20 protein-coding genes and 1 pseudogene are annotated in these 23887 nt (G+C 33.5%); 20 read left to right on the forward strand and 1 reads right to left on the reverse strand.

The window, feature by feature from the left end:
* Nucleotides 1-275: 275 nt before the first annotated feature.
* The 19 genes and pseudogenes from KQI88_RS04595 to KQI88_RS04685 all read left to right on the forward strand — a co-directional run.
* Nucleotides 276-914, forward strand: coding sequence for a helix-turn-helix transcriptional regulator (locus KQI88_RS04595; RefSeq protein WP_216415147.1), 639 nt, complete (start codon nucleotides 276-278; stop codon nucleotides 912-914).
* Between the two features lie 10 nt (nucleotides 915-924).
* Complete coding sequence (locus KQI88_RS04600; protein WP_212378570.1) at nucleotides 925-1758, forward strand: pyruvate, water dikinase regulatory protein; 834 nt, start codon at nucleotides 925-927, stop codon at nucleotides 1756-1758.
* A 91-nt stretch (nucleotides 1759-1849) separates the two neighbouring features.
* Nucleotides 1850-4486, forward strand: a complete 2637-nt coding sequence (gene ppdK / locus KQI88_RS04605; protein WP_216415148.1) for a pyruvate, phosphate dikinase — start codon at nucleotides 1850-1852, stop codon at nucleotides 4484-4486.
* A 949-nt stretch (nucleotides 4487-5435) separates the two neighbouring features.
* On the forward strand, nucleotides 5436-6179 hold the full coding sequence (locus KQI88_RS04610) for a Dps family protein (protein ID WP_246579106.1): 744 nt from the start codon (nucleotides 5436-5438) through the stop codon (nucleotides 6177-6179).
* Nucleotides 6180-6292: 113 nt separating this feature from the next.
* Nucleotides 6293-6439, forward strand: a complete 147-nt coding sequence (locus KQI88_RS04615; protein ID WP_216415149.1) for a hypothetical protein — start codon at nucleotides 6293-6295, stop codon at nucleotides 6437-6439.
* A gap of 686 nt (nucleotides 6440-7125) precedes the next feature.
* The gene (locus KQI88_RS04620) at nucleotides 7126-7440 is read left to right on the forward strand and encodes a PadR family transcriptional regulator (protein ID WP_216415150.1); all 315 of its coding nucleotides are present in this window, start codon (nucleotides 7126-7128) and stop codon (nucleotides 7438-7440) included.
* Nucleotides 7441-7452: 12 nt separating this feature from the next.
* The gene (locus tag KQI88_RS04625) at nucleotides 7453-8088 is read left to right on the forward strand and encodes a hypothetical protein (RefSeq protein WP_216415151.1); all 636 of its coding nucleotides are present in this window, start codon (nucleotides 7453-7455) and stop codon (nucleotides 8086-8088) included.
* A gap of 225 nt (nucleotides 8089-8313) precedes the next feature.
* On the forward strand, nucleotides 8314-8940 hold the full coding sequence (locus KQI88_RS04630; protein WP_216415152.1) for a DedA family protein: 627 nt from the start codon (nucleotides 8314-8316) through the stop codon (nucleotides 8938-8940).
* A gap of 46 nt (nucleotides 8941-8986) precedes the next feature.
* Nucleotides 8987-10687, forward strand: a complete 1701-nt coding sequence (locus tag KQI88_RS04635; RefSeq protein ID WP_216415153.1) for a M20/M25/M40 family metallo-hydrolase — start codon at nucleotides 8987-8989, stop codon at nucleotides 10685-10687.
* Nucleotides 10688-11318: 631 nt separating this feature from the next.
* On the forward strand, nucleotides 11319-11738 hold the full coding sequence (locus tag KQI88_RS04640; protein WP_216415154.1) for a VOC family protein: 420 nt from the start codon (nucleotides 11319-11321) through the stop codon (nucleotides 11736-11738).
* Between the two features lie 374 nt (nucleotides 11739-12112).
* Complete coding sequence (locus KQI88_RS04645; RefSeq protein ID WP_216415155.1) at nucleotides 12113-12976, forward strand: AraC family transcriptional regulator; 864 nt, start codon at nucleotides 12113-12115, stop codon at nucleotides 12974-12976.
* A gap of 512 nt (nucleotides 12977-13488) precedes the next feature.
* Nucleotides 13489-14529, forward strand: a complete 1041-nt coding sequence (locus KQI88_RS04650; protein ID WP_216415156.1) for a hypothetical protein — start codon at nucleotides 13489-13491, stop codon at nucleotides 14527-14529.
* A 13-nt stretch (nucleotides 14530-14542) separates the two neighbouring features.
* Entirely contained in the window at nucleotides 14543-14800 is a 258-nt protein-coding gene (locus tag KQI88_RS04655) for a CD3324 family protein (protein WP_216415157.1), read from the forward strand.
* Between the two features lie 293 nt (nucleotides 14801-15093).
* Entirely contained in the window at nucleotides 15094-15798 is a 705-nt protein-coding gene (locus KQI88_RS04660; RefSeq protein WP_216415158.1) for a MerR family transcriptional regulator, read from the forward strand.
* A 51-nt stretch (nucleotides 15799-15849) separates the two neighbouring features.
* On the forward strand, nucleotides 15850-18087 hold the full coding sequence (locus KQI88_RS04665) for an ATP-binding cassette domain-containing protein (protein ID WP_216415159.1): 2238 nt from the start codon (nucleotides 15850-15852) through the stop codon (nucleotides 18085-18087).
* Nucleotides 18088-18470: 383 nt separating this feature from the next.
* Nucleotides 18471-18923, forward strand: a complete 453-nt coding sequence (locus KQI88_RS04670) for a DUF2975 domain-containing protein (protein ID WP_216415160.1) — start codon at nucleotides 18471-18473, stop codon at nucleotides 18921-18923.
* Nucleotides 18924-18931: 8 nt separating this feature from the next.
* Nucleotides 18932-19141, forward strand: coding sequence for a helix-turn-helix domain-containing protein (locus KQI88_RS04675; protein ID WP_216415161.1), 210 nt, complete (start codon nucleotides 18932-18934; stop codon nucleotides 19139-19141).
* A 67-nt stretch (nucleotides 19142-19208) separates the two neighbouring features.
* Nucleotides 19209-20555, forward strand: coding sequence for a B12-binding domain-containing radical SAM protein (locus KQI88_RS04680; RefSeq protein WP_216415162.1), 1347 nt, complete (start codon nucleotides 19209-19211; stop codon nucleotides 20553-20555).
* Between the two features lie 83 nt (nucleotides 20556-20638).
* A pseudogene (locus tag KQI88_RS04685) lies at nucleotides 20639-20764 on the forward strand (family 1 glycosylhydrolase); the annotation flags it as partial.
* A 313-nt stretch (nucleotides 20765-21077) separates the two neighbouring features.
* On the opposite strand, the gene KQI88_RS04690 reads toward KQI88_RS04685, so the two are convergent.
* A complete protein-coding gene (locus KQI88_RS04690) occupies nucleotides 21078-22370 on the reverse strand; it encodes an L-cysteine desulfidase family protein (protein ID WP_216415163.1) in 1293 nt (430 codons plus the stop codon).
* A gap of 305 nt (nucleotides 22371-22675) precedes the next feature.
* On the opposite strand from KQI88_RS04690, the gene KQI88_RS04695 reads away from it, so the two are divergent.
* On the forward strand, nucleotides 22676-23845 hold the full coding sequence (locus KQI88_RS04695; RefSeq protein WP_216415164.1) for a MalY/PatB family protein: 1170 nt from the start codon (nucleotides 22676-22678) through the stop codon (nucleotides 23843-23845).
* Nucleotides 23846-23887 lie beyond the last annotated feature (42 nt).

A 23887-nucleotide genomic window follows, 5' to 3' on the forward strand; every position in this document is an offset into this window, starting at 1 on the left:
TACCTAAGGGATAACCTTAGGTAATTTTTTGCTATCTAGAAAAGAGTAAATTTTTCTAGTTAATTAGAGATACTAAAGAAGTAGAAGTTAGCAATGTTTTTAGCACTCAAAATTTTAAGACGAAGGTTGGAAATTTAAGTACTACAAGAATCGATGTGATAGCATGAGAAGATTTTTTTATTAAAAATGAGGAAAACTATAGAAATATAATATCAAATGTGCTAAATTAGATATATAATATAACACATTAGGAAATAGCATAACATATAAAAGGGGTGATTTCCATAGAACTGTCAATCAGACAAAAAAAAATCATCAAAATTGTACAAGAAAATGAGCCAATTACAAGTGAACAAATTGCTAAAAGCCTTAGTGTAACACGGGCTACACTAAGACCAGATTTAGCAATTTTAACTATGGTGGGTATTTTAGATGCAAGACCTAAAGTTGGTTACTTTTATTCAGGTAAATCTAGTGTTAATATTTTTGCCCAAGAAGTAAAAAATATGAAGGTGCGAGATATTATGTCTATACCGATTATAGTAACGGAGGAAAGTTCTGTTTATGATGGCGTGGTGACTTTATTCTTAGAAGATGTTGGGACTATTTTTGTTGTTTCTAAAGGATCTCTTACAGGTATTGTATCACGAAAAGATTTTCTAAAGAGTGCTATGGGTGGAGTAGATATGAATAAAGTACCTGTAGGTATGATTATGACTAGGAGTCCTAATATTGCTACTGTATCACCAGAGGATAATGCTCTCGAGGCTGCTATTAAAATTATGGATCATGAAGTTGATAGTCTACCAGTAGTCGAGAAAATAAAAGAAAATGGGCAAGATATAGTTAAAGTAATTGGAAGAATATCTAAAAGTAATATCACAAAGTTATTTGTAGAACTATGCAAAGAATAGGAGGAGAGAAATGGGGAGTTCACATCTTGTTATTTATGTTATATCTGACTCCATAGGAGAAACAGCAGAACAAGTTGCCAAGGCTACTGTTAGTCAATTTAACATTGAAGATTATGAAGTAAGAAGATTTCCTTATATAAATGAAAAACAACAGGTTTTCGAAATATTGGATGAGGCGAAAAATGAACATGCAGTAATAGTTTTTACTATTGTTGTTCCTGAACTCAGAAAAGTTTTAATAGAGGAAGCTAAAATTTTAAATATACCTTGCGCTGATGTAATGACACCTATTTTACACGCTATGGAAAGTGTATTGAAAATTCCAGCTAAAGAGGAACCAGGTTTAATTCGTAAACTAGATGAAAGGTATTTTAGAAAAGTAGAAGCTATTGAATTTGCTGTTAAGTATGATGACGGTAAAGATGCAAGGGGAATAAAACAAGCAGACATAGTATTAACTGGAATTTCGAGAACATCAAAGACTCCTCTTAGTATGTACCTTGCACACAAAAATCTAAAGGTAGCAAATGTTCCTCTTGTACCAGAGGTTTTACCTCCAAGAGAGCTATATGAGATTCCTCCTAAGAAAATTATAGGATTAACTACTAATCCAATGAAACTAATCGAAATACGTCAAGAAAGATTAAAGGCTTTAGGATTAAAAAATGAGGCCAACTATGCAAGTATGCAAAGAATTCTTGAGGAATTGGATTATGCGGAAGGAATTATGAAAAAACTAGGTTGTCCTGTTATTGATGTTTCATCAAAAGCTGTTGAAGAAAGTGCTGGTATTATTTTAGAAATCTTTAAAGACATGGGGCACAAATTTTCCAACGGTAAATAATTTAAGATTAAATTTAATGAAAATATTAGATATATTTCATATCATATAAATATTTATTCAGTACTTGTGTATATAAAATTTGGAGGTGGCATTGTTGAAAAAATTAGTTTATGCTTTTCAAGAAGGAAGTTTAGAAATGAAATCATTATTAGGAGGAAAGGGCGCCAATCTAGCGGAAATGACTAGAATAGGACTTCCAGTTCCTCCAGGATTTACAGTAACAACAGAGGCTTGTAATCAATACTATGAACATAATAGTCAATTATGGACTGAGTTAAAGGAAGAAATACTAAAGGAGCTAAAGGCTCTGGAAGCTACTACAAACAAAGAATTTGGTAGCATATCTAATCCGTTACTGGTTTCCGTTAGATCTGGAGCAGTTTTTTCTATGCCTGGTATGATGGATACTATACTAAATCTTGGATTAAATGATGAATCTGTAAAAGGAATTGCTAAAGCTACTAATAATGAGCGTTTTGCCTATGATAGCTATAGAAGATTTATACAGATGTTTGGAGACGTTGTTCTTAACATAGAAAAATATAAGTTCGATTCAATTTTAGAAAAAAGAAAGCATGATAGAGGCATTGAGCAAGATACAGATTTAACAGCAGAAGATTTAAAAGATATAGTAGAAGAATTTAAAAAAGTTGTTAAAAAAGAGTGGGGTAAGGATTTTCCACAGGATACAGAAGAGCAGTTACTTATGGCAGTAGAGGCAGTATTTAAATCATGGAACAACCAAAGGGCTAAAATATATAGAAAACTACATGAAATTCCAGATGATTTAGGAACTGCTGTAAATATTCAATCCATGGTTTTTGGTAATATGGGAGAAACATGTGGAACTGGTGTGGCATTTACAAGAAATCCGTCTACAGGAGAGAAAAAGCTATTTGGTGAGTTTTTATTAAATGCTCAAGGGGAAGACGTAGTGGCAGGAATTCGTACTCCAGAGGAAATTCAAGTTTTAAATGAAAAAATGCCAAAAGTATATAATCAGTTTGTTGAGGTTACTCATTTACTTGAAAATCACTATAGAGATATGCAGGATATTGAGTTTACAATTGAAAATGAAAAACTTTATATGCTTCAAACAAGAAATGGTAAAAGAACTGCTATGGCAGCTATTAATATAGCAGTTGATATGGTAGAAGAAGGACTTATAACTAAGGAAGAAGCTGTACTTAGAATAGAGCCACAGCAATTAGATCAACTTCTACACCCTACATTTGATGAAGCTGCACTTAAAGAAGCTGTAGTTATTACAAAGGGATTGCCAGCTTCTGCTGGAGCAGCTACAGGTAAAATTTACTTTACACCAGAGGATGTAGTGAAAGCAAAGAATGAAGGAGAAAGAGCAATTTTAGTTCGTGTTGAAACATCTCCAGAAGATATCGAAGGAATGGTGTCTTCAGAAGGAATATTAACAGGAAGAGGCGGTATGACTTCACATGCAGCCGTAGTAGCAAGAGGAATGGGTAAATGTTGTGTAGCTGGTGCAGGAGAAATTCGTATAGATGAAGTAAATAGAGTTATGAGAGTTGGCGGAGAACAATTTGCAGAAGGTGAATATATTTCTTTAGATGGAAGTCAAGGAATTGTATATAAAGGTGAAGTTAAAACTCAAACACCAGAGCTTTTAGGAAACTTCGCAGTTTTAATGGGATGGGCTGATGAGTTTAGAAGATTAAAAATTAGAACAAATGCAGATACTGCAAAAGATGCAAAGCAAGCATTAGAGTTTGGAGCAGAGGGTATTGGTCTTTGTAGAACAGAGCACATGTTCTTTGAAGAAAGCAGAATCTTTGCAGTTAGACAAATGATATTATCTACTACATTAGAAGGTAGAGAAAAGGCTTTAGCTAAATTATTACCAATGCAAAGAGAAGACTTTATTGCATTATTTGAGGCAATAAAAGGATTACCAGTTACTATTAGATTATTAGATCCTCCACTACATGAATTCTTACCTCATGAAGAAGAAGATGTAATAAAATTAGCTAATGAAATGGGAGTATCAAAAGAAGATTTATTAGATGTAGTTAATGATTTGAAAGAATTTAACCCTATGTTAGGCCATAGAGGCTGCCGTTTAGCTATTACGTACCCAGAAATATATGCAATGCAAACAAGGGCTATTATGGAAGCAGCAATTCATGTTCATAAAGTTACAGGATATATAATAGTTCCAGAAATAATGGTACCTCTAGTTGGAGAAATTAAAGAATTTGAGCAGGTAAAAAGAATAATTCTTAACGTTATTGAAGAAGTATTTGAAGAAAATGATATAAAGATACCATATCTAATTGGAACAATGATTGAAATTCCAAGAGCTTGTATTACAGCTGATGAAATTGCCAAAGAAGCAGAATTCTTCTCCTTTGGAACAAATGATTTAAGCCAAATGACCTTTGGATTCTCAAGGGACGATGCAGGTAAATTTCTTGGAGAATATGTAGATAAAAATATCTTTGAAAAGGATCCTTTCCAAAGAATAGACCGTAAAGGCGTAGGTAGATTAATGGAAATTGCAGTAGACCTTGGGAAGAAAACAAAACCAGATATTAAGCTGGGAATATGTGGAGAGCACGGTGGAGAGCCAAACTCAATTGAATTCTGTCACCTATTAGGATTAGCTTACGTTTCTTGTTCGCCATATCGTGTGCCAATTGCAAGACTTGCAGCAGCACAGGCAGCGGTTATCAACAAAGACCAATTGAAGTAAGGCTCAAAAGAGGCTGGTCAAAGGTAATAAATCCTTATATACCAAGGGTTTGGGAGATTCGGTATAGAAAAAATAAGGGTGCTATCTCTTAGTGTTAGCCAAAGTACTTGGTGTTTCGTATTCTACAATCAGAAGAAGGCTAATTGAGTATAAGCTATATCCGCTTACTTTACAGGACATCAAAAATACCTACATCTTGTTTTATTCAGATGACCTAATTTAAAAAAGATAGATAAGTTAAAGGACATTACATATTAGATATGACTAATATGTAATGTCCTTTCTTCTTTTACTAAAGCCCTAGTTTCTTGAATAAATCAATTAAATCGAAAAAATGGCCACATATCTTCACGAAGGTGTGGATATAAAAATAGTCATTACTTGCTGGATCATAAACGTAGCCCTTTTTCCGCTCATCAATGTTCTCTATTATTTCCCTTATCGCCTGAATAAAAGTTAGTATTTCCTAAATACCATATCTGTCGTTTAGAAGACGAACAATTAAATTATAATGAATGGTTTCAATATAAAACGTGACTAATATTTAATTAATATTTTCAAAGCAAAAGAAAGACAGTATAGATAAATCCTTTACCCTTTAACTTTTTACTAACTCACATTTAACTTAACTCTATTTTTAAAGTTTGAGACAATATCAAACTTAATATTTTCTCCCTCTTTAGTAATTTATCCCTTATTAAGCTAACCTGCCCTTTACTTTAACAAAAAGAGACACTTCGCCTTCTACATTCACCAAATAAAAGAACATAATCTTTTTTCTAATTCGATTTGTTTTTTGTTCTTAACGCTCGAATAAAATTCTAATCTTTCTTATATATGTAATTTCTATCTAAAATAAATTCCTTCTTTCTTCTTATACATAAATAATCTAAAAAGGGGAAAATTAAGCAGGGTAAAATTAATGATAAAAAAATGAAGAGGTGGAAACATGCAAAATGAAAACCATAATGAGATTTTGAACAAGGACTTTAAAATGGTTCAACAAAACGTAAGTAAGTTTCAAGATGACTTTAAATTATCAAAATCTGGTTTTGACACAACTATGCCAGGACATACAACAGACCATCCGCAAAATATGGTTTTACGTCAGGAGCCAAGAACCGTAAGATCTGAAGGGTCTGGGATCAGTCTTCCAGCTGATGTTCGTTTAGAAATGGGGCTAATGCTTGATGATCACTTATGCGCTTTAAATGTTGCGTTACACCAATATACAAAGCATCACTGGTTAACAGAGGGAGCAGAATCTTTCTTAAGTTTACATCATTTGTTAGATGAACATATTGATGTTACACAGGATCATATCGATAGAGTCGGTGAGCGAGTAGCAAGATTAGGGGTAGTTCCAACGGCACATCCTGTGACACAACATGAATTATCCTATATCAAACATGAAGTTGAAGGTCGATATACGATGCGCGACTTTTTACGTAATGACCTTGAGCATGAAATAAAAATTCAACATATGTTAAGAAAAACAATTGCACGTGCTCATGAACTTAAGGATTTTGGTACTGTTCAGGTTTTAGAAGAGGTTTTACTTAAGCGTGAAGATTTAGGGTATCATCTATGGAGTGTTTTGGAAGATGACTCTTTGGTCAGAGGAATGAAACATTTCTTTGACGGGAATGATGATATCTCTCAAACACGCCCTATCAATCCAAAGATTCAATAACAATAAAAAATTTTACACCACTAAAATTTTTAAGATAATGATCCAGATGGCCCTATGTTGTACCTCACAAATTGCTAATATCTTATAAATTAGGGTTAGGGATAATAAGAAAATTGGGTCTTCCCAAGTTTCGTCCTATACCAGGAGACACTTTTGTACCTATAGATAAAGCATCCTTTGAAAGGATGCAAGAAGCACTACAAAAACAAGAAGACTTTGATTGGAAAGACTGGTCTTCAAAGTATAAGAACGAAATTTAAAAGTGTTCCATAATGCGTAAAAATGGCCATTGGTCTATTATGATAGCTGCCGCCCATGCAGCGATTAACAACCGAGACTAATCAAAGTAAAAATTAAATAGTATTAGTGAAGCGCACCAAGTCTTATAAATATAGACTTGGTGTGCTTTTTTTATAAATATAGAAAGGGCACTGTAACTTAATAAAATTAAGGTGTAGTATCATATTTTTGATATTATAACATGTTATAATTATATTATTAGTAGAATGCGAGACTGGGATAATGTGATTTTGGAGGAATTAATATTATGTTTTCAGATGTAGAAATTAAAATGAAGAAAAGAAGGATTTGAGAGATAAAGTAAAAAATAAAGCGAGGGTATTGTCCTTAAGTAATTATGAGACAGTACCTGTTTTGTTACGAAGTGCATTTATGTATCCTAGTGCAATTTTTATAATTGTGAAATTGTGTTAGTTATGCCGAGGGTTTTAGCCCGGGAGAGACAACTCGACCGGACTTGTAACAAATTGCAGGAGATGAAGTAAATTGGGTTTAGGATGTCTTAGATAATTTACTTAAAGACTTAAATTAAGAAGAGAAAAAGAAGCCAATGAAAAATATGTACTTTACATTATTAAGTAGTTGTGATAATCTAATAATAATTAAGTACATAATATTATTATGTACTTTTAAAGGTGGTGATATTATGAATAAGGAAATGTTGAAGGGTACTATTGACATACTTATTTTAAGTGTATTAAGTAATGGTGATAATTATGGTTATGAAATATCAAGAATAATAAAAATGAAAACGGAGGGTGCCTTTGAAATCCTGGAGGCTACCATGTATCTGGCGCTAAAAAGGCTGGAAAGTCAAAAAGCTATTGATTTTTATTGGGGAGATGAATCCGGTGGTGGCCGTAGGAAATATTTCAAGATAACCGAACTAGGAAAAGAGCAGTTGTTTCAGTTAATTAATGACTGGAAAGAAACAGTCCAGGTAGTTGGAAAATTTATTTAGGAGGTTTTATTTATGAAGTTATGGATAAAAAAGATATTCAGCCTATCAGATATTCGATACTCATGGTTATTACTACTTTCCATGATACTATTTGTGTTTTCGCTTTATAATAATAAAATTAACCCTGATATTAATGTAGGATTTGAATTTATAACATATGGAACTGCTATAGGGAGTGCATTCGTATGGAGCGTTTTAAATTATGTAGACCACATTAAGGTGAATGCGATTTACAGAAAGAGTGATAATATAGACTCGTACGTCAACAGCTTAATAATGAAGAAAAATGAGAAAGAGGATTTAAAACAGTATTTAAACGACTTTGTAAAAGATTTAGAATCAAACGGCAAAACAAAAGATGAAGCAGTAAGAACAGCTATAAGTCAATTTCAAGTAAATGAGTTTACTTCACTTTCCAAAAATACTGGAATATTTGAGTTGCCTAGCCATTACTATCTTATAGGGTATGTGATGATTTTCGTTCTTGCAATAATATTAATTCAAGTTATGATAAGCATTGGTTTAGGGGGAAGGTTTTGGTTATTTGCAATTAACTTTATGTTAGGATTGTATTCATTAGCCTTCTTAGGCTTATTACTATTATACAAGCTAATAGATACTTTGGTTGCTAGGAAAATTACTCATTAATTATTAACTGTAATTAAGTATATGTTTTACAAAATTATTATACTGTAGATAAGGAGCGGAGCTAAATGCAAAACTTTTCATAGCAAAGCTCCCTAGAATACGGAAAGGCATATTTTTTTAGGTTAATACCTAATTATATTAAGTAGATAATAATATTGAGTTTTGGGAGTAGAATATCGGACGTTAAAAATGTAAACAAAAATATTTAGATATGGAGGATGTACGATGCAAGAATTTATTTTAGAGATCATAAATAAGTTTGGGTATTTAGGAGTTTTTCTTTTAATTACTGTTGAAAATTTATTCCCTCCCATACCTTCAGAGATAATTTTAACCTTTAGTGGTTTTGCAACTACAATTAGTGACATGAAGATATGGACAAGTGTTGTATCTGCAACATTGGGCTCAGTTTTAGGAGCGATTATTTTGTATATGATTGGCCGATTACTGAATATGGAACGCTTAGAGCGTTTGTTTGATAGTAGACTTGGCAGGGCTTTACATTTAAAGAAAGAGGATGTTAGGAAAGCAGAAAGTTGGTTTGGCAAATATGACAAAAAGGCAATATTTTTCTGTAGATTTGTTCCCATTGCTAGAAGCCTAATATCAATACCAGCAGGGATGTCGAATATGAGTTTAAAACCATTCATATTCTTAACAAGTATTGGAACGTTCATTTGGAATGTGATGCTCATTTATCTAGGCAGGTTAGCAGGAGAAACCTGGGGAATAGTAGCTTCCTATATGGATTTTTATTCAATGTTTATTGTTGTAGTTTTAGGCTTAACTGCTTTAATATCCAGATATGAATTTATAAAGAAAAGATTTACAGTGAACGTGACCAATTTATAGATATTAGAAAATAAAGCAATAAAAATAAGGAGGAAGCTAAAAAATTATGAAAGGTAATACAAAATATATTATAACATTCTGTATAGTTTTGGCTATTGGAGTTTTTCTGGGGTTCCATACCTTATCAACTCCTAAGGTATATACTGGTTCTGATGAAAGTAGATTTTCAGCTATAAATGCAGCAAAACATTTAGAAGTTATTACAAGGGAACCTCACTCAATTATTGATGTAGAAGCCCATGAGAAGGTATATCAATATCTGTATGATGAGCTGGAAAAAATGGGATTAAATCCTGTAACTTCAGAATATGACGTTGGAAGAAAGAGTAACACCTTTCCTGGTTATAGAATCAAAAACATTCATGGAAGAATAGAAGGTAAATCAGATGATGCAATTTTGTTGGTTGCTCACTATGATTCTGCCTATGGATGGGATTATAAAAATAAAAGTCCACAAAAAGGAGTGTCGTATGGTGCCGGAGATGATGGATATGGTGTTGTTACAATACTTGAAACAATTAGGGCTATAAAGGCTCGAAATATTCCACTAGAAAATGATATACAAATTTTATTTACTGATTCTGAAGAAGCAGATTTAGATGGAGCTGTAAATGAACTTGAAAAAAATGCTGAAGCGTTTAAAAATGTTAAATTTGTTGTCAATATTGAAGCCAGAGGTATCAAGGGACCTGTAATAATGTTTGAAACTGGGGATAAAAACTCTGCTTTAATAAAATATTTTATTAAAAATGCAAAAAATCCATTTGCTTTTTCTTTTGCCACTGACATCTATAGAAACATGCCAAATGGAAGCGATTTTTCAGTATTTCTTAAGCACAAATTCAATGGTTTAAACTTCGCTGTTGTTGATAGTCTTGACTATTATCATACGGATCAAGATAGTTATGAAAATATTGATTTAAATTCAATGCAGCATTATGGGGAGCAAATTTTTAACATTGCCAGAAGTTTCGCTTTCACCCCTAAGGACAAATTATTAGATTTTGAATCAACAACAAATGAAATATTTTTTAATATATCCCCAAGTATGGTTGTAAGATATAGTGAAAACACTGCAAGCGTACTACTTGTTGTTGTAGTAATCAGCTTTATAGCCCTAACAATTTTGGCATATAAAAAAGAAAAACTTAAGATTGGAAAAATCATTTTAAATACAATAACAACTTCCTTCGCAATAATATTTCTTGCTATATTGGCAACATTAATTCCTTATATTTTATCTAAGATTAACGGACTGAAATTCAATTTAATATACCTACCACACATTCCTCATGCTAATTTAATATACTTAGCAGTTATGGTGGGAGCGATATTTGTTTTTGGCTTTGCGAGTAATAGGTTCAAAGGAAAGGATAATAGTGGAGTGGAGTTTATGCTGGCAGGAATAGCTTTGAATCTAATTATGGCTATAATTGCAAGTATATACCTTGAAGGTGCGGTATATGTTTTCGTACTTCCCGTAGCATTTTCAATTCTATTTTGCTTTGTTCAGTTACTAGCAAAACATGATATTCTTAAGTTTATAGCAATGATGCCGAGTGTTTTTATGATATTTGTTTTATATATTCCAATTTTATATCTTCTAAACTGCGGTTTGACCATAGGTTCTGTTGGCATTGGTGTATTATTGAATCTATTTGGATGGTCATTAATATTCCCTGCTTTTATAATGGGAATGAAAAGTAGTAATATGGATAAGCAAATACTTTCAAAGGAAACAATGTAGTTCCCATTGATTAGTAAAATTAGATTTTTAGTTGGGTTTTGGGAGACAGTCGTCCAAATTAGAAAAAAGCATTTGCATCCCATATATTAACGTTCAACAATGGCCACAAAAAGTGTTCCATAATGTGCAAAAATGCCGATTGATCTATTTTGATAGCAGCGGCACATGCGGCGATTATCAACAAAGACCAATCGAAATAAGGATTAAAAACAGTTGGTTGAGACCTTGAAGGCTTTGTGTACCAAAGGTTTTATAGATTTAGCATAAGGTAAAATAAGGGTGTTATTTCTTGGGCATTTTAAGAAATAACGCCCTATTTTTATTGTTTTTTGCATTTTGGAACAAAAATTAAGGGAAAAAACAATATTATGGAACACTTTTATATAATATCTTGAGCAGGAAAGTTTTCTACTTTGTATGCTATTCAACTTAGCTTAAATAGTGAGATTTGATTTATTCAGCAACCTACTTATGTTATTTAAGTAAACTTAAGCTGAAGGATTTTAATATTATTTGCAGAATTTTATTTATATACCTGAATAAAAGGTACTTTTGATGGGGATGTAACCCGTTAAGATTATTACAATAACAGGTACTTAATCAAGAAGAAACTAGAAAAAGGAGGGCTAACATGGTTACACCATATCTTGTATTTAGTGGTAATTGCAAAGAAGTTTTAGCGTTTTATCAAGAGGTTTTTGAATGCAAGGTTCCAACGTCAATGCCATACGGTCAATACATTCCAGAGGGGATTAAGACGCCGCCAGTGGATTTAAGTACCTGGGTTTTACATGCTGAAATGCAAATCTGCGGAACAAATTTTTGGTTTGCAGATGAAATTGGGGGTTCAGATAAGGGGAATATAGTCAGATTAACTGTAACAGTACCTACGAATAAACAAGCACAGAAAATATTTTATCGACTGCAAGAAAGCGGCGAGATTACGCTTCCACCGACTGAAACATTTTACAGCACATTCCATGCAGCCTTAACTGATAAGTACGGCGTCGATTGGAACATCGTAGCAGAAGAAGCACCAAATCACAAATAGAGGTATTAAAGGTGTTCCATATGTGAAAAAGCGTCGATTGGTCTATTATGCTAGCACAGACAGGCTACCATTATCAAAGACCAATCAAATTAAGCCTTAAAAACGGTTGGCTGAAGCTCGAAAAGCCTTATATAAAGGGGTTGGCGGACTTAGTAAAAATAAATCAAGAGTATTATTTCTTGAAAATGACAGGGGGACAGGATTATTGACATTAGTGTGACATTAACCCTGTCCCTTTGTTACTGCCATAAAAAATAAATGAGGAGTATTACACTATTTCTTTTTATATAACGATTCGATATTTTTTGTGTTAAAAAAGTCGAGCATCCTTAAAGTAGCTTTGGTATTATGTAGATATGAAAAGGAGGGAGATAATGTTAAACGAATTAAATCATGTGATTGACTATATTGAAGATCATTTGACCGATGATCTATCTCTTGAAGTAATTTCTGAATATGCTGGGGTTTCTGACTATCACTTTAGAAAGATATTTTTTTATGTTTCAGGGATGACGCTTAGTGAATATATCAAAAACAGAAAATTGTCGGAAGCAAGTATGGATTTATTGCATGGAGAAAAAGTAACGGATGTTGCTTTGAAATATGGTTATCAGTCAATGGACGGCTTTACTCGAGCATTTAAAAAGTGGAGTGGGTTTTTACCCTCGGATGTAACAAAAAAAGGTATAAGTAAATCGTTTCCCAAACTTTCATTCATAATAACCGTCAAGGGAGGAATCAATATGGAATTTAGAATTGAAGACAAACCAGCGTTTAATTTAGTCGGTGTAAGTAAACGTGTCCCTATGCAATTTGAAGGTGTTAATAGCGAGATTGTAAAGCTTGCAGAAAGCATAACGGACGAACAAAAAGAAGAAATGCATTCTCTTCAAAATATAGAGCCTTATGAAATTGTCAATGCTTCTTATGAGGCCGACGCTAATTTCTTAAAAGAAGAAGGAGATTTAACTCATCTGATAGGTATTTTAACGACTGAAAATCAAGTAAGTGGTCAATTAGAAAAAGTGCCAGTCGAAGCCTATACTTGGGCAATATTTCCAAATGAAGGAGCGTTTCCTTCTACATTACAAGAAACAATGGCAAAAATATATTCAGAATGGCTTCCTTCTTCCAATTACGAAGTAATCAATGCCCCTGCTTTTTCCTTCACTAAAATGGATGAACATAAAAAAGATTACGCTTATAGTGAAGTTTGGATTCCTGTTCGGAAGAAATAGAAACACACAAATCATTGTATGCGGCGTAATTATATATTTTATAGTTGCTCGTTGCATAAGATAACGGCGTAAAGACACAGAGCCAATAACCTATGATAGTATATCTTGTGGTTATCGGCTCTTTCTTCTATGACAAGGGGATGGGATTATTTACACTAGTGCAACGTTAGTCTCACCCCCTTGTCATCTTTCAGTGGACTCAGGCACTGGAAAGATACAATCTAAAAAGAGTAAAAGCACTATCAAAAGTGTTCCATAATAGTGAAAAACTGAGATTGTTCTATTTTGATAGCTTGGACTTGAGATTATTTATATAGTGTTGGGTTACAATTAAACAAGTGAAAACGTCTAAATGATTAAGGCGGGTATCGAAATGATTATCCGTCGGTTTTCGTTATAGGGTAAAATTTTTAGAATAAATCTCGGCATTGTTTTGGGTGTCATATTTCCATATACTTATCTTGTAAGTGAAAGGCCGTCCTTTAACACAATTTAGAAAGAGGTGTGTGAAAATGAAACCAACGCAAAAAGAATTGACAGATTGGGCCATTACTCAAATACAAGAGAAATATAAGGACGATATCGCTCTGCTCATAGGGATTTCAGGGCATTCATTAGAAAATGACTGTCATGGTGAGTGCTTTGATTATTTTGTACCTACAAATGAAAATGGAAATAAGCTGGCACAGACCTTTATCATTGATGGTGTAGGCCATGACTTGTATCCGCGTTCATGGAAACGTATAGAGAACATGGCAGAATTCAATGACGATTTCACAAATGGCTTAGCCGATGCAAAAATTCTGTATTCACGCAACGAAGAAGATAAAAAGCGTTTTGTCAAGTTTCAAGAAAAGCTGATGACAAACCTTGAGGATAAAGATTTTATGTTCAAGAAGGCTCTGGGGAAATTGGATACAGCCATGGAAATTTACCGCACAATGATATTTGAAGATTCACTTTGTAAGGTGAAGATGGGAGCAGGATTTATTGCCCGTTACTTATCCGTTGCAGTTGCTTGCATCAACGGGACATACTTTAAGCAGCGGCTTGATTTGGAGACTGTGGAGTTGTCACAGATGAAAGAAATACCTGATAATTTTGTCACTTATTTCGAGGAGATTGTCAAAGCAAAATCTGTTGAAGAGTTGAAGAAGCTCTGTTATGAGATCATAAGCACCGCCCGGAAGTTTATCGCAGCACACAAGCCGTCAAAGGCTGAAGAGTTAAAGACGCCTATTTATAAGGATTTGGCGGCATGGTATGAGGAAATGTCGCTGACATGGCGGAGGATTTACTATCATTGTGATAATCGTGATTATCAGAGAACTTTTCCGGATGCACTTAATTTGCAACACGAGCTCAACATTATCAAAGAGGAATTTGGACTGCGGGAAATGGATTTACTCGGGAACTTTGATGCGACGAATTTAAGTGAACTTAAGCAAAGAGCGCAGGAGTTGGAAGGGTATATCGTTTCTGAGATTGAGAGCCACGGTGTTGCTATAAATAAGTATGATACGCTGGAGCAATTTTTAGCGAAAAACAGTTAGCGAGGTGCATTCAATGAAATATAGAAATGCATCAGACATTCTACCGGATGAATTGCTCAAAGAGATACAGAAATATGCCTCGGGCGAGACTCTGTATATTCCAAGCAACATAGAACGCAAGAAGTGGGGGCATGATACTGGGGCAAGAATGTTTTACAAACAGCGCAATGAAGAAATTCGAAATAGATTTTTTAACAAAACAGGCATTGAAGAACTTGCTGAGGAATACTGTCTTTCACCGGAAACGGTCAGGAAGATAGTATACAAATAATATGCACAGTACATGACTTTATAACCAGATATATTTTTTTCATTAGAAGTGTTCCATAATGTGAAAAAGGTAGATTGGTCTATTTTGATAGCAGCAGCCCAGGCGGCTATAAACCATAAAGAATAAATCGGTAAAGCTTAAAATAGTATATGCATTAAATAAAGTAGGGTATTGTCTTTTAGCGGAGACGGTACCCTATTTATTATAAAAAAACACAAACTCTACACTATCGCACCAGAGTTTATGTTGTGTGTTATAATTTGAACTGTAGTTATCAGAAGAGAGGTAATTAGATGGGAAATTATAGAACATCAGAAGTGGCTAAAATCATAGGAGTACATCCTAATACTGTGATATCATATGAAAAGTTAGGTTATATAAGTACTGTTGCAAGAATGCAAAATAGATATAGAATTTATACAGAACAACATATTGAACAAATTAAGATGGCAAGATTAGCTTTAAAGAGTGAATCAGTCAAAACTTATATGAGGCTTAAAGTAAGAGATATTTTAAGAACACTTGCAAAGGGAGATTTAGACAAAGCCTTATTATTAAGTCAAAACTTTTTGTTGAAAATACAGAAGGAAAAAGATAGTGAATATAAAGCTATAAAAGAAATAAAAAAGGTTCTGAAGGAGTATGTGGAGGAGAAACAGAATATTTCTTTAAAAAGAAGTAAAGTTGCAGAATCGGTAGGTGTATCTATAGATGTAATTATTAATTGGGAAAGAAACGGAATATTAAGTATACCAAGAAACAATAAAAATAATTATCGTATTTATTCTGAAAATGAATTAGTTTTATTAAAGATTATTAAGCTTTTAAGAGATGAAAACTATAGTACACAATGTATAAGAAAGATGATTGTAAAAATAAAATTCAATGATTTTGAATTCCTAAATAAAGATGATGAGCTATTATCCTCCATAGAAGAAAAAGAAAAAGATTTGAAGAATTTAATTTCTCATATAAATAAATTAATCAATGAAAGATAAAATATGAGTTTAAAACAAATGAATATATTAAGTACTTGGGAGTGGTTATAAATGGATAAAGAATTCATAGTTTTAAAAGGCTGTAAGGAAAATAATTTAAAAGATATTTCATTAGAAATACCTAAGAGAAAAATAACAATATTTACAGGAGTATCTGGTTCAGGAAAATCATCTATTGTTTTTGAAACAATTGCAAAAGAAGCTCAACGCCAATTAAACGAGACTTTCAGTGCTTTTATAAGAAATTTTTTGCCTAAGTATGGTGAGGTTAAAGCTGATCATATAGAAAATTTATCAACGCCAATCATTATTGACCAAAGTAGAATTGGAGGAAATTCTAGATCAACTTTAGGGACTGTTACAGATATAAATTCATTCCTTAGAGCTTTATATTCAAGATTTGGAAGCACCTATCTTGGTAAGGCTAATATGTTTTCTTTCAATGATGTTAATGGAATGTGCCCAGAATGCGAAGGTCTAGGTAAAAAGCTAGTTGTTAATATGAGTGAGATACTAGATAAAAGTAAATCATTAAATGAAGGAGCTATTTTACTTTCAGGTTTTGGAGTAGGTTCTTGGCATTGGAAGCTATTTGCTGAATCGGGATACTTTGATAGTGATAAGAAGATATGTGATTATTCAAAGGAAGAGTTAGATAAATTTTTATATGCTGGACCAGAGAAAATTAAGACAGATGAAACAGGTGGAATGAATGTAACTTATGAAGGATTAATAGTTAAATTTAATAGGTTATATTTAAAAAAAGAAGGAGAAATTTCTGAAACTGCTAAGAAAAAGCTAAGTAAACTTCTTATAGAAGATAAATGTCCTGTTTGTAAAGGCAGAAGGCTTCATGAAAGAGTATATGGTTGTTTAATTAATGGCTATAATATAGCAGATTTAACTAGTATGCAAATTGACGAATTAGTTGAGATAATTAAAGAAATAAATGAGCCAGAAGCAGAACCTTTAGTTAAGGGGATAGTAGAAAAATTAAATAACATTATAGATATAGGTCTTGGATATTTAACTTTAGACAGAGAAACCTCATCATTGTCAGGTGGCGAATCTCAACGTATAAAGATGGTAAAGCATTTAAATAGCAATCTTGTAGATTTAATGTATATATTTGATGAGCCTAGTATAGGACTTCATCCGAGAGACGTTTATAAGTTAAATAATCTTTTAAGAAAGCTACGTGATAAAGGAAACACTGTAATAGTTGTCGAACATGATTCTGATGTTATTAAAATTGCGGATCATATTATAGATGTAGGGCCAAGGGCAGGAAAATATGGTGGTGAAATTGTATATGAAGGAAGTTATGAAAATTTACTTAAATCAGGAACCTTAACTGGAAATGCTTTAAATAAATTTCTTCATATTAAAGAACAGGTGAGAGAACATAAGGGATATTTAAAAGCTGTAAATTGTAATGAAAATAACCTAAAAAATATTTCTGTTACAATACCTAAGGGCGTTTTAACAGTAGTAACAGGAGTTGCAGGCTCAGGTAAAAGTACATTAATTAAATATGAATTCTTAAAGCAAAATAAAGAAGCTGTATTAATAGATCAAAGCCCTGTATCTGCAAATTCCAGATCTAGTTTAGCAACATATAGTGGAATCATGGATAATATAAGAAAAGCTTTTGCAAATGCAAATAATGTTAATATTTCATTATTTAGCTCAAATTCAGATGGAGCTTGTGAAAATTGTAATGGAAGCGGAATAATAGAAACAAACCTTGCGTTTATGGAAAATATAAAAAGCACTTGCGATGTTTGTGAAGGTAAAAAATATAAAAAAGAAGTTTTAGGATATAAATTTCAAAGTAAAAATATAATAGAAGTTCTTGGAATGTCAGTTTCAGAAGCAATTGAATTCTTTAACTTAAAGCAAATTAAAACAAAACTGCAATCTATTGAACAAATGGGGATTGGATATTTAACTTTAGGTCAAACTCTCGATACATTATCAGGGGGCGAATGTCAAAGATTAAAGCTTGCTAGTGAACTTCATAATGAGAGCTCCATATATATATTAGACGAACCTACAACAGGGCTTCATATGGCTGATGTTGAAAAATTTATAAATATAGTTGAGAATATTGTAGATAGAGGTAATACAGTCATAATAATAGAACATAATATTGATATAATTAAGAGAGCGGATTGGATTATTGATATGGGACCTGAAGGTGGAATAAAAGGTGGAGACGTAATATTTGAAGGAACACCAAAGCAATTATGTAACTGTGAGAAGTCATTAACATCTAAATATATTTAGTTTATTTTCTTAAATAACATTTTTTGATATTTGATGATCGGTATATTATGATAACAGCAGTACATGCGGCTATTAGCAACAGAGACCAATCGAAGTAAGCCTTAAAAACAATTAGTTAAAGCTTCAAAGGCTTTATATACTAAAGGTTTGATAGATTTAGTATAAAATAAAGTAAGGGTATTATTTCTTAGTGATTTTAAGAAATAATACCCTGTTTTTATTGATTCCTTGTATTTTGGAACATAAAATTGGTCAAAACTCTTTTTTATTAAGAAATATGGAGCATATCAATAAAAATATAATGAATAACATAAAAATTATATTGATAAACAATAAAACATATGTTAAAATCAAATCAATAATATATAAGTGAGGTGCTTTATGTGAAACAGGTTTCAACACTCTTTTTAAAGGTAGTAGTCTTTCTTCTTGCATTTCCGGTTCTTGCTTTGTGCATATTTTGGGTGCCTGGATTTGTAAACTACTTACCCTATCCCATTTTAATCGGTGTGTATGCAACGGCGATATCGTATTGCTTTGCTCTGTATCAAACTTTAAAACTTTTAAGCTATATTGATAAGAACAAAGCTTTCTCGGAATTATCTGTAAAGGCTTTAAAGAATATAAAATACTGTGCAAACACAATCAGTATTATATATGCAGTACTCATACCATTCTTAGTTCCTATAGCGGATGCAGACGACGCCCCAGGTCTCGTAGGATTCCCAATCATCATTATTTTTGCGTCAGTTGTGATTGCAGTCTTTGCTGCTGTTCTTCAAAGGCTTTTACAAGATGCTATTGATATAAAATCAGAAAATGACTTAACAGTATGAGGTGAGATATGGCTATTATAATTAATATTGATGTGATGCTGGCTAAAAGGAAAATGAGTGTAACAGAACTTACAGAGAAGGTTGGAATAACCATGGCAAATCTCTCTATACTAAAGAACGGAAAGGCGAAAGCTATTAGGTTTTCAACTTTAGAGGCAATATGCAAAGCTTTGGACTGCCAACCAGGTGATATTTTAGAATATAGAAATGACATATAAATGTGAAGTTGACTACTGCAAGTAGATTAGTTAAATATTCAGTAAAGTTTATTTGAGGAGGCAATATATGAAAATTAAATTAATTCAACCTGCAATGCTACCAAGACCTATGGATACAAAGTTAAAAACAAGAATGTCTCCTTCGTTAGCTTTACTAACAATAGCAAATCTTACGCCGAAAGAGCATGAAGTTATTATTGAAAATGAAAATGTTGAAAAGATAGATTTTGATGAACCTGTAGATTTGGTAGCAATAACTGTCACTGTAGATGTTATGAATAGAGCGGTGGAAATATTAAAGGAGTTTAAAAATCGTGGAGTAACAGTAATTGCAGGAGGGATACATATTACAGCAGATCCAGAGGGAGCTCTCCATAGTTTTGACGCAATATGTGTGGGAATGGCTGAGAGAGTTTGGGCAAGAATCCTTAAGGATAAAGAAAATAATTCACTTAAGAGGATATATTATGATATGGAAAATATTGCTGGCAAAGAAATAGTATCACCTCAGTATAACATTATTGATAATAAAAAGTATTTATATACTAATATAATTAGTACTAGCAGGGGATGTCCTTTTGAATGTGATTTCTGCTATAATAGTTGCAAAAATGTACTTAAAACTTATATTAATAGACCTATAGACGATGTAATTAAAGATATAAATGCATTAAAAACAAGACATATAATGTTTATTGATGATAATTTTATTGGAAATCCCAAATGGACTAAAAAATTATTAAAGGAAATAAAACCGCTTAAACTAAAGTGGAACGCAGCGGTTACTTCTAATGTAGTAGACATGCCTGAATTATTAGATGAAATGAAGGAGGCTGGTTGTAAAAGTCTATTTATAGGTTTTGAAAGTATAAATAGCAAGTCATTAGATAGTGTCCATAAGGTACAAAATAGTGTAAATAGATATGAGAAACTTGTAGATGAAATTCATAAAAGGGAAATAATGATAAATGCAAGTTTTGTTTTCGGATTAGATGAAGATGATGTCTCTGTATTTAAGAATACATTAGAATGGATAGTTAAAAATAAGATAGAAACTGTAACCTCACATATCCTTACCCCTTATCCTGGTACAAAGGTACACTCATCATTAATAGAGGAAAATAGAATTGTAGATTTTAATTTGTCAAATTATAATACTGCGCATGTCGTATATAAACCCAAGAATATGACAGCAGAAGAATTATATAATGGCTATCTATGGATATATAAAGAAGTGTACACGTTTAAAAATATAATGAAAAGACTACCAAAATCTAAAAAGCAATGGATTCCATTTCTAGCATTTAATTTCTTTTATAGGAAGTTTGGAAAGTTGACAGAATTATTGTGCAATATAGTTTCTTTTAAAAATATAGGAAGATTTTTTAGGTGGTTAGCTTATTGTATAAAGTAGGTGGCGGAATTTTTATCTTTCTATTATTTATAAATTGAGTGTGTTTACAATCGGAACTTAAGAAAATGAACACTTAATTCATTAGGTATCAAAAGACGCTATTTATTGTAGAAAATGGATTGGGAGTTGCTGATACTGTAAATGAAGATGGAAACATAGATGATTATAGAATTGATTATTTAAGGAAACATATCCTTGCCATGAATGAAGAGAAATTTCAAAAAGACTCTTTTAAAAAATGCTCTAGTTAATTTACCATAGTAGTGTGACCTAAAATTATATAGTGAGAGTTCTTTCAACACATTCGCAGATAAAAACCTTTGATACTAATGGTTACAAGAAGTATTTTTAACATTTTTCTTTTTAGATAAAATCTCTATTTCAGCTTATGTAAAATCAATGTTTCTTGTTCTACCCATTGAGCCCCCCCTCCTATTTTCTCCATTATACTTAATTTTAAGTAAAAAAGTACCCTGTAAGTTAACACAGCCTCTTTTCTGTGTCTATCTTACAGGGTACAGTTTACTCTCTCTGGTCTTTCTCTATCATGATAGAGAGAATGGTTCGGTCTGTTTCAACCATGCCAGGATTGCTAACTTGTCCCATGTTTTGTATAACTTGTTCCGCTGTTACATCACAGATTCCGTCTGATGGCTGTAGCGCTACGTCAGACATAGCCAGATAAGCGCACATTAATGCTGCATTTGTTGCGGTAGCTAGCTTTAAGGCACAGCCGATTTTGCCGCCGTCACAAATCATACCGGTTAAATTTCCACTCATGTTGATAATGGCATTGGCGATTTGGCGGTCATTTCCGCCCATCAGCCATACCATAGCTGCTGATGCTGCTGTAGCGGCGGATACGCCGCAGCCACAGGTGGCAGACAGCTTGCCTGTAAAAAGCTTGATATAAACGTTCAGAGTGTGTGAAAATGCCAGTGCTTTTACCAGTTGCTCTCTAGAGGAATTTAAGTAACGGGCCATTTCGGCTACGGGAAGAATGGCTGTGATTCCGTGATTGCCGCTGCCGGCACTGCTCATGACGGCGTAAGGACAGCCGCTCATACGACCTTCGGCGCTACTGGCAACGCGGAGCATAGTCCGGCTGAATAAATTATCTCCCATAATATCTGCGGTCATTTTTTCCTGTAGGGCAGAAGCGATGCCGATTCCCGGAGAATGCTCCAGACCATAGTCCGCCAGCCTTTCATTCATATCAACGCCGTTTAACAGGAAGGAAAGCTCTTCTTCCCTGCACTGATCAATCAACTCACGGATTTCAGCTATGCCCATAAGCTTCAGCTGCTGATGAAGGGAATCGTCAGATTCGGCAGAGTATTCCTTCTGCAGAAGCACATCATTATTTCGTTTAGTAAAAATGATATTGGAATGGGTGCCACGGATTTCGCTGATGCCGATTCCAGCAGTGGTGATGATTTCCGCCCGTACGTATAACTGGGTTTCTTCATGCTTAATCACTACTATAACCTGGCTGTCTTCTACAATTTTTATGGCTTTCTGGCTTACCTCTAGTGTTATGTCCTCTAAAAGCTCCAGCTTCTTCTCAGGATTTCCCATGGTTGCTCCCAGTGAGGCCGCATATTTAAGGCCTACGCGGTCGAAGTTGGGGATACCTACAGACATTCCGTTTTTATAAACTCCAGGATTTACCTCTATTTTAATAGAAACAATTTTGCCTCCTATGGCATGATAGGCGTCTGCCGCAGCTAGGGCTACACAGACAGGTTCGGTACATCCGAGGGTAGGAACAACTTCCTGCTTTAATAAGGCTAATAAATTTTCTTTTGTTAGCATTGGGAAAATCTCCTTTCAGGGTTTGTTTTTTACTTTTTATATAGAGCAAAAAATATGCCAATTTTGAATCAGACAAAAAAGGGAGGGATTAGAATCGGAAAGAAAGGTAAAATGAGTAAAGAATATGGTTAAAATGGTCAGATTAACCATATATATAACCAAATAGACCAATTAAAATAAACTGAAAAGGCTAAAAAATATAAATTTTTTTTAAAAATGCCGAAAAAAATTTTGGCATAGTTTTTGCTCATTATATTTAATATCAACTGCAAACAGCAAGGGCAGTGAGGAAAGGAAGATTTATTATGAAATATGATTTTGATGAAATTGTTGACCGCAGCAATAACCGTGCTGCAAAGTATGATGAACGGGTGGGAAAATTCGGTACAAGTGAAGTGATTCCTTTGTGGATTGCGGATATGGATTTCAGAACTGCTCAGCCAATCATCGATGCTTGCAAAAGGAAAGCTGAGGAAGGCATCTGGGGTTATACTTCCAGGCCGGACAGCTACTTTAAGGCCGTACAGGAATGGGAAAAAAGGAGGAATCGATGGGATGTTGATGTATCCCTGATGAGCTGGAGCTTAGGAGTTGTTCCTGCATTATCGACTATTGTTAAAATTTTCACCCACACCGGCGACAAAATTTTGATTCAGACTCCGGTTTATTCAGAGTTTTATGATGTCACAGAGGCTTGGGAACGAGTAGTGGTAGAAAATCAGTTGGTAGAAAAAAATGGAAAATGGTATATTGATTTTGAGGACTTTGAAAAAAAGGCAAAAGAGTGTAAGATTTTTTTTCTGTGTAATCCTCACAATCCCCTTGGCATTGTATGGGAGCCGGAGGAATTAAAAAGGATGGCGGAAATCTGTATTGCAAATGATGTTCTTCTAGTGTCAGACGAGATACACTCAGATTTAATTTTCAACGGAAAGAAGCATACGCCTACAGCAACACTTTCCAAAGAAATTGCAGAAAAAATCATTACCTGTGTATCTGCAACTAAAACTTTCAATCTAGCAGGTCTTCAGGCTTCTACGACTATCTTTCCAAATGAACAGGTGAAGCAGAAGTTTGACCGTTTTTGGATGAATATGGATATTCACAGAAACAATGCTTTCAGCTCAGTAGCCATGGAAGCAGCTTACAATGAAGGCGAAGAGTGGTTGACACAGCTGCTTGCTTACGTCTCAGAGAACTTTGATTTTATTAAGAAATATTTTGATGAAAACATTCCAAAAATCAAACCCAATGTTCCAGATGCTACATATTTGGTTTGGCTGGACTGTCGGGAATTAGGCATGAGCAATGAAGAGCTCCGTGACTTCATGATTCAGAAGGCTGGTTTAGGCTTAAATGAAGGATGCAGCTTTGGACGTAGCCTTTCCGGTTACATGAGACTTAATGCAGCATGTCCGCGCTCTATACTGGAACAGGCATTGAAACAATTAAAAGAAGCAGTTGATAAATTATAAAATATAAAAGAGAGTATTTTTACGAAATGATGGAAAGGAGAG

The sequence above is a fragment of the Alkaliphilus flagellatus genome, assembly GCF_018919215.1.
GTDB classification, from domain to species: Bacteria; Bacillota; Clostridia; order Peptostreptococcales; family Natronincolaceae; genus Alkaliphilus_B; species Alkaliphilus_B flagellatus.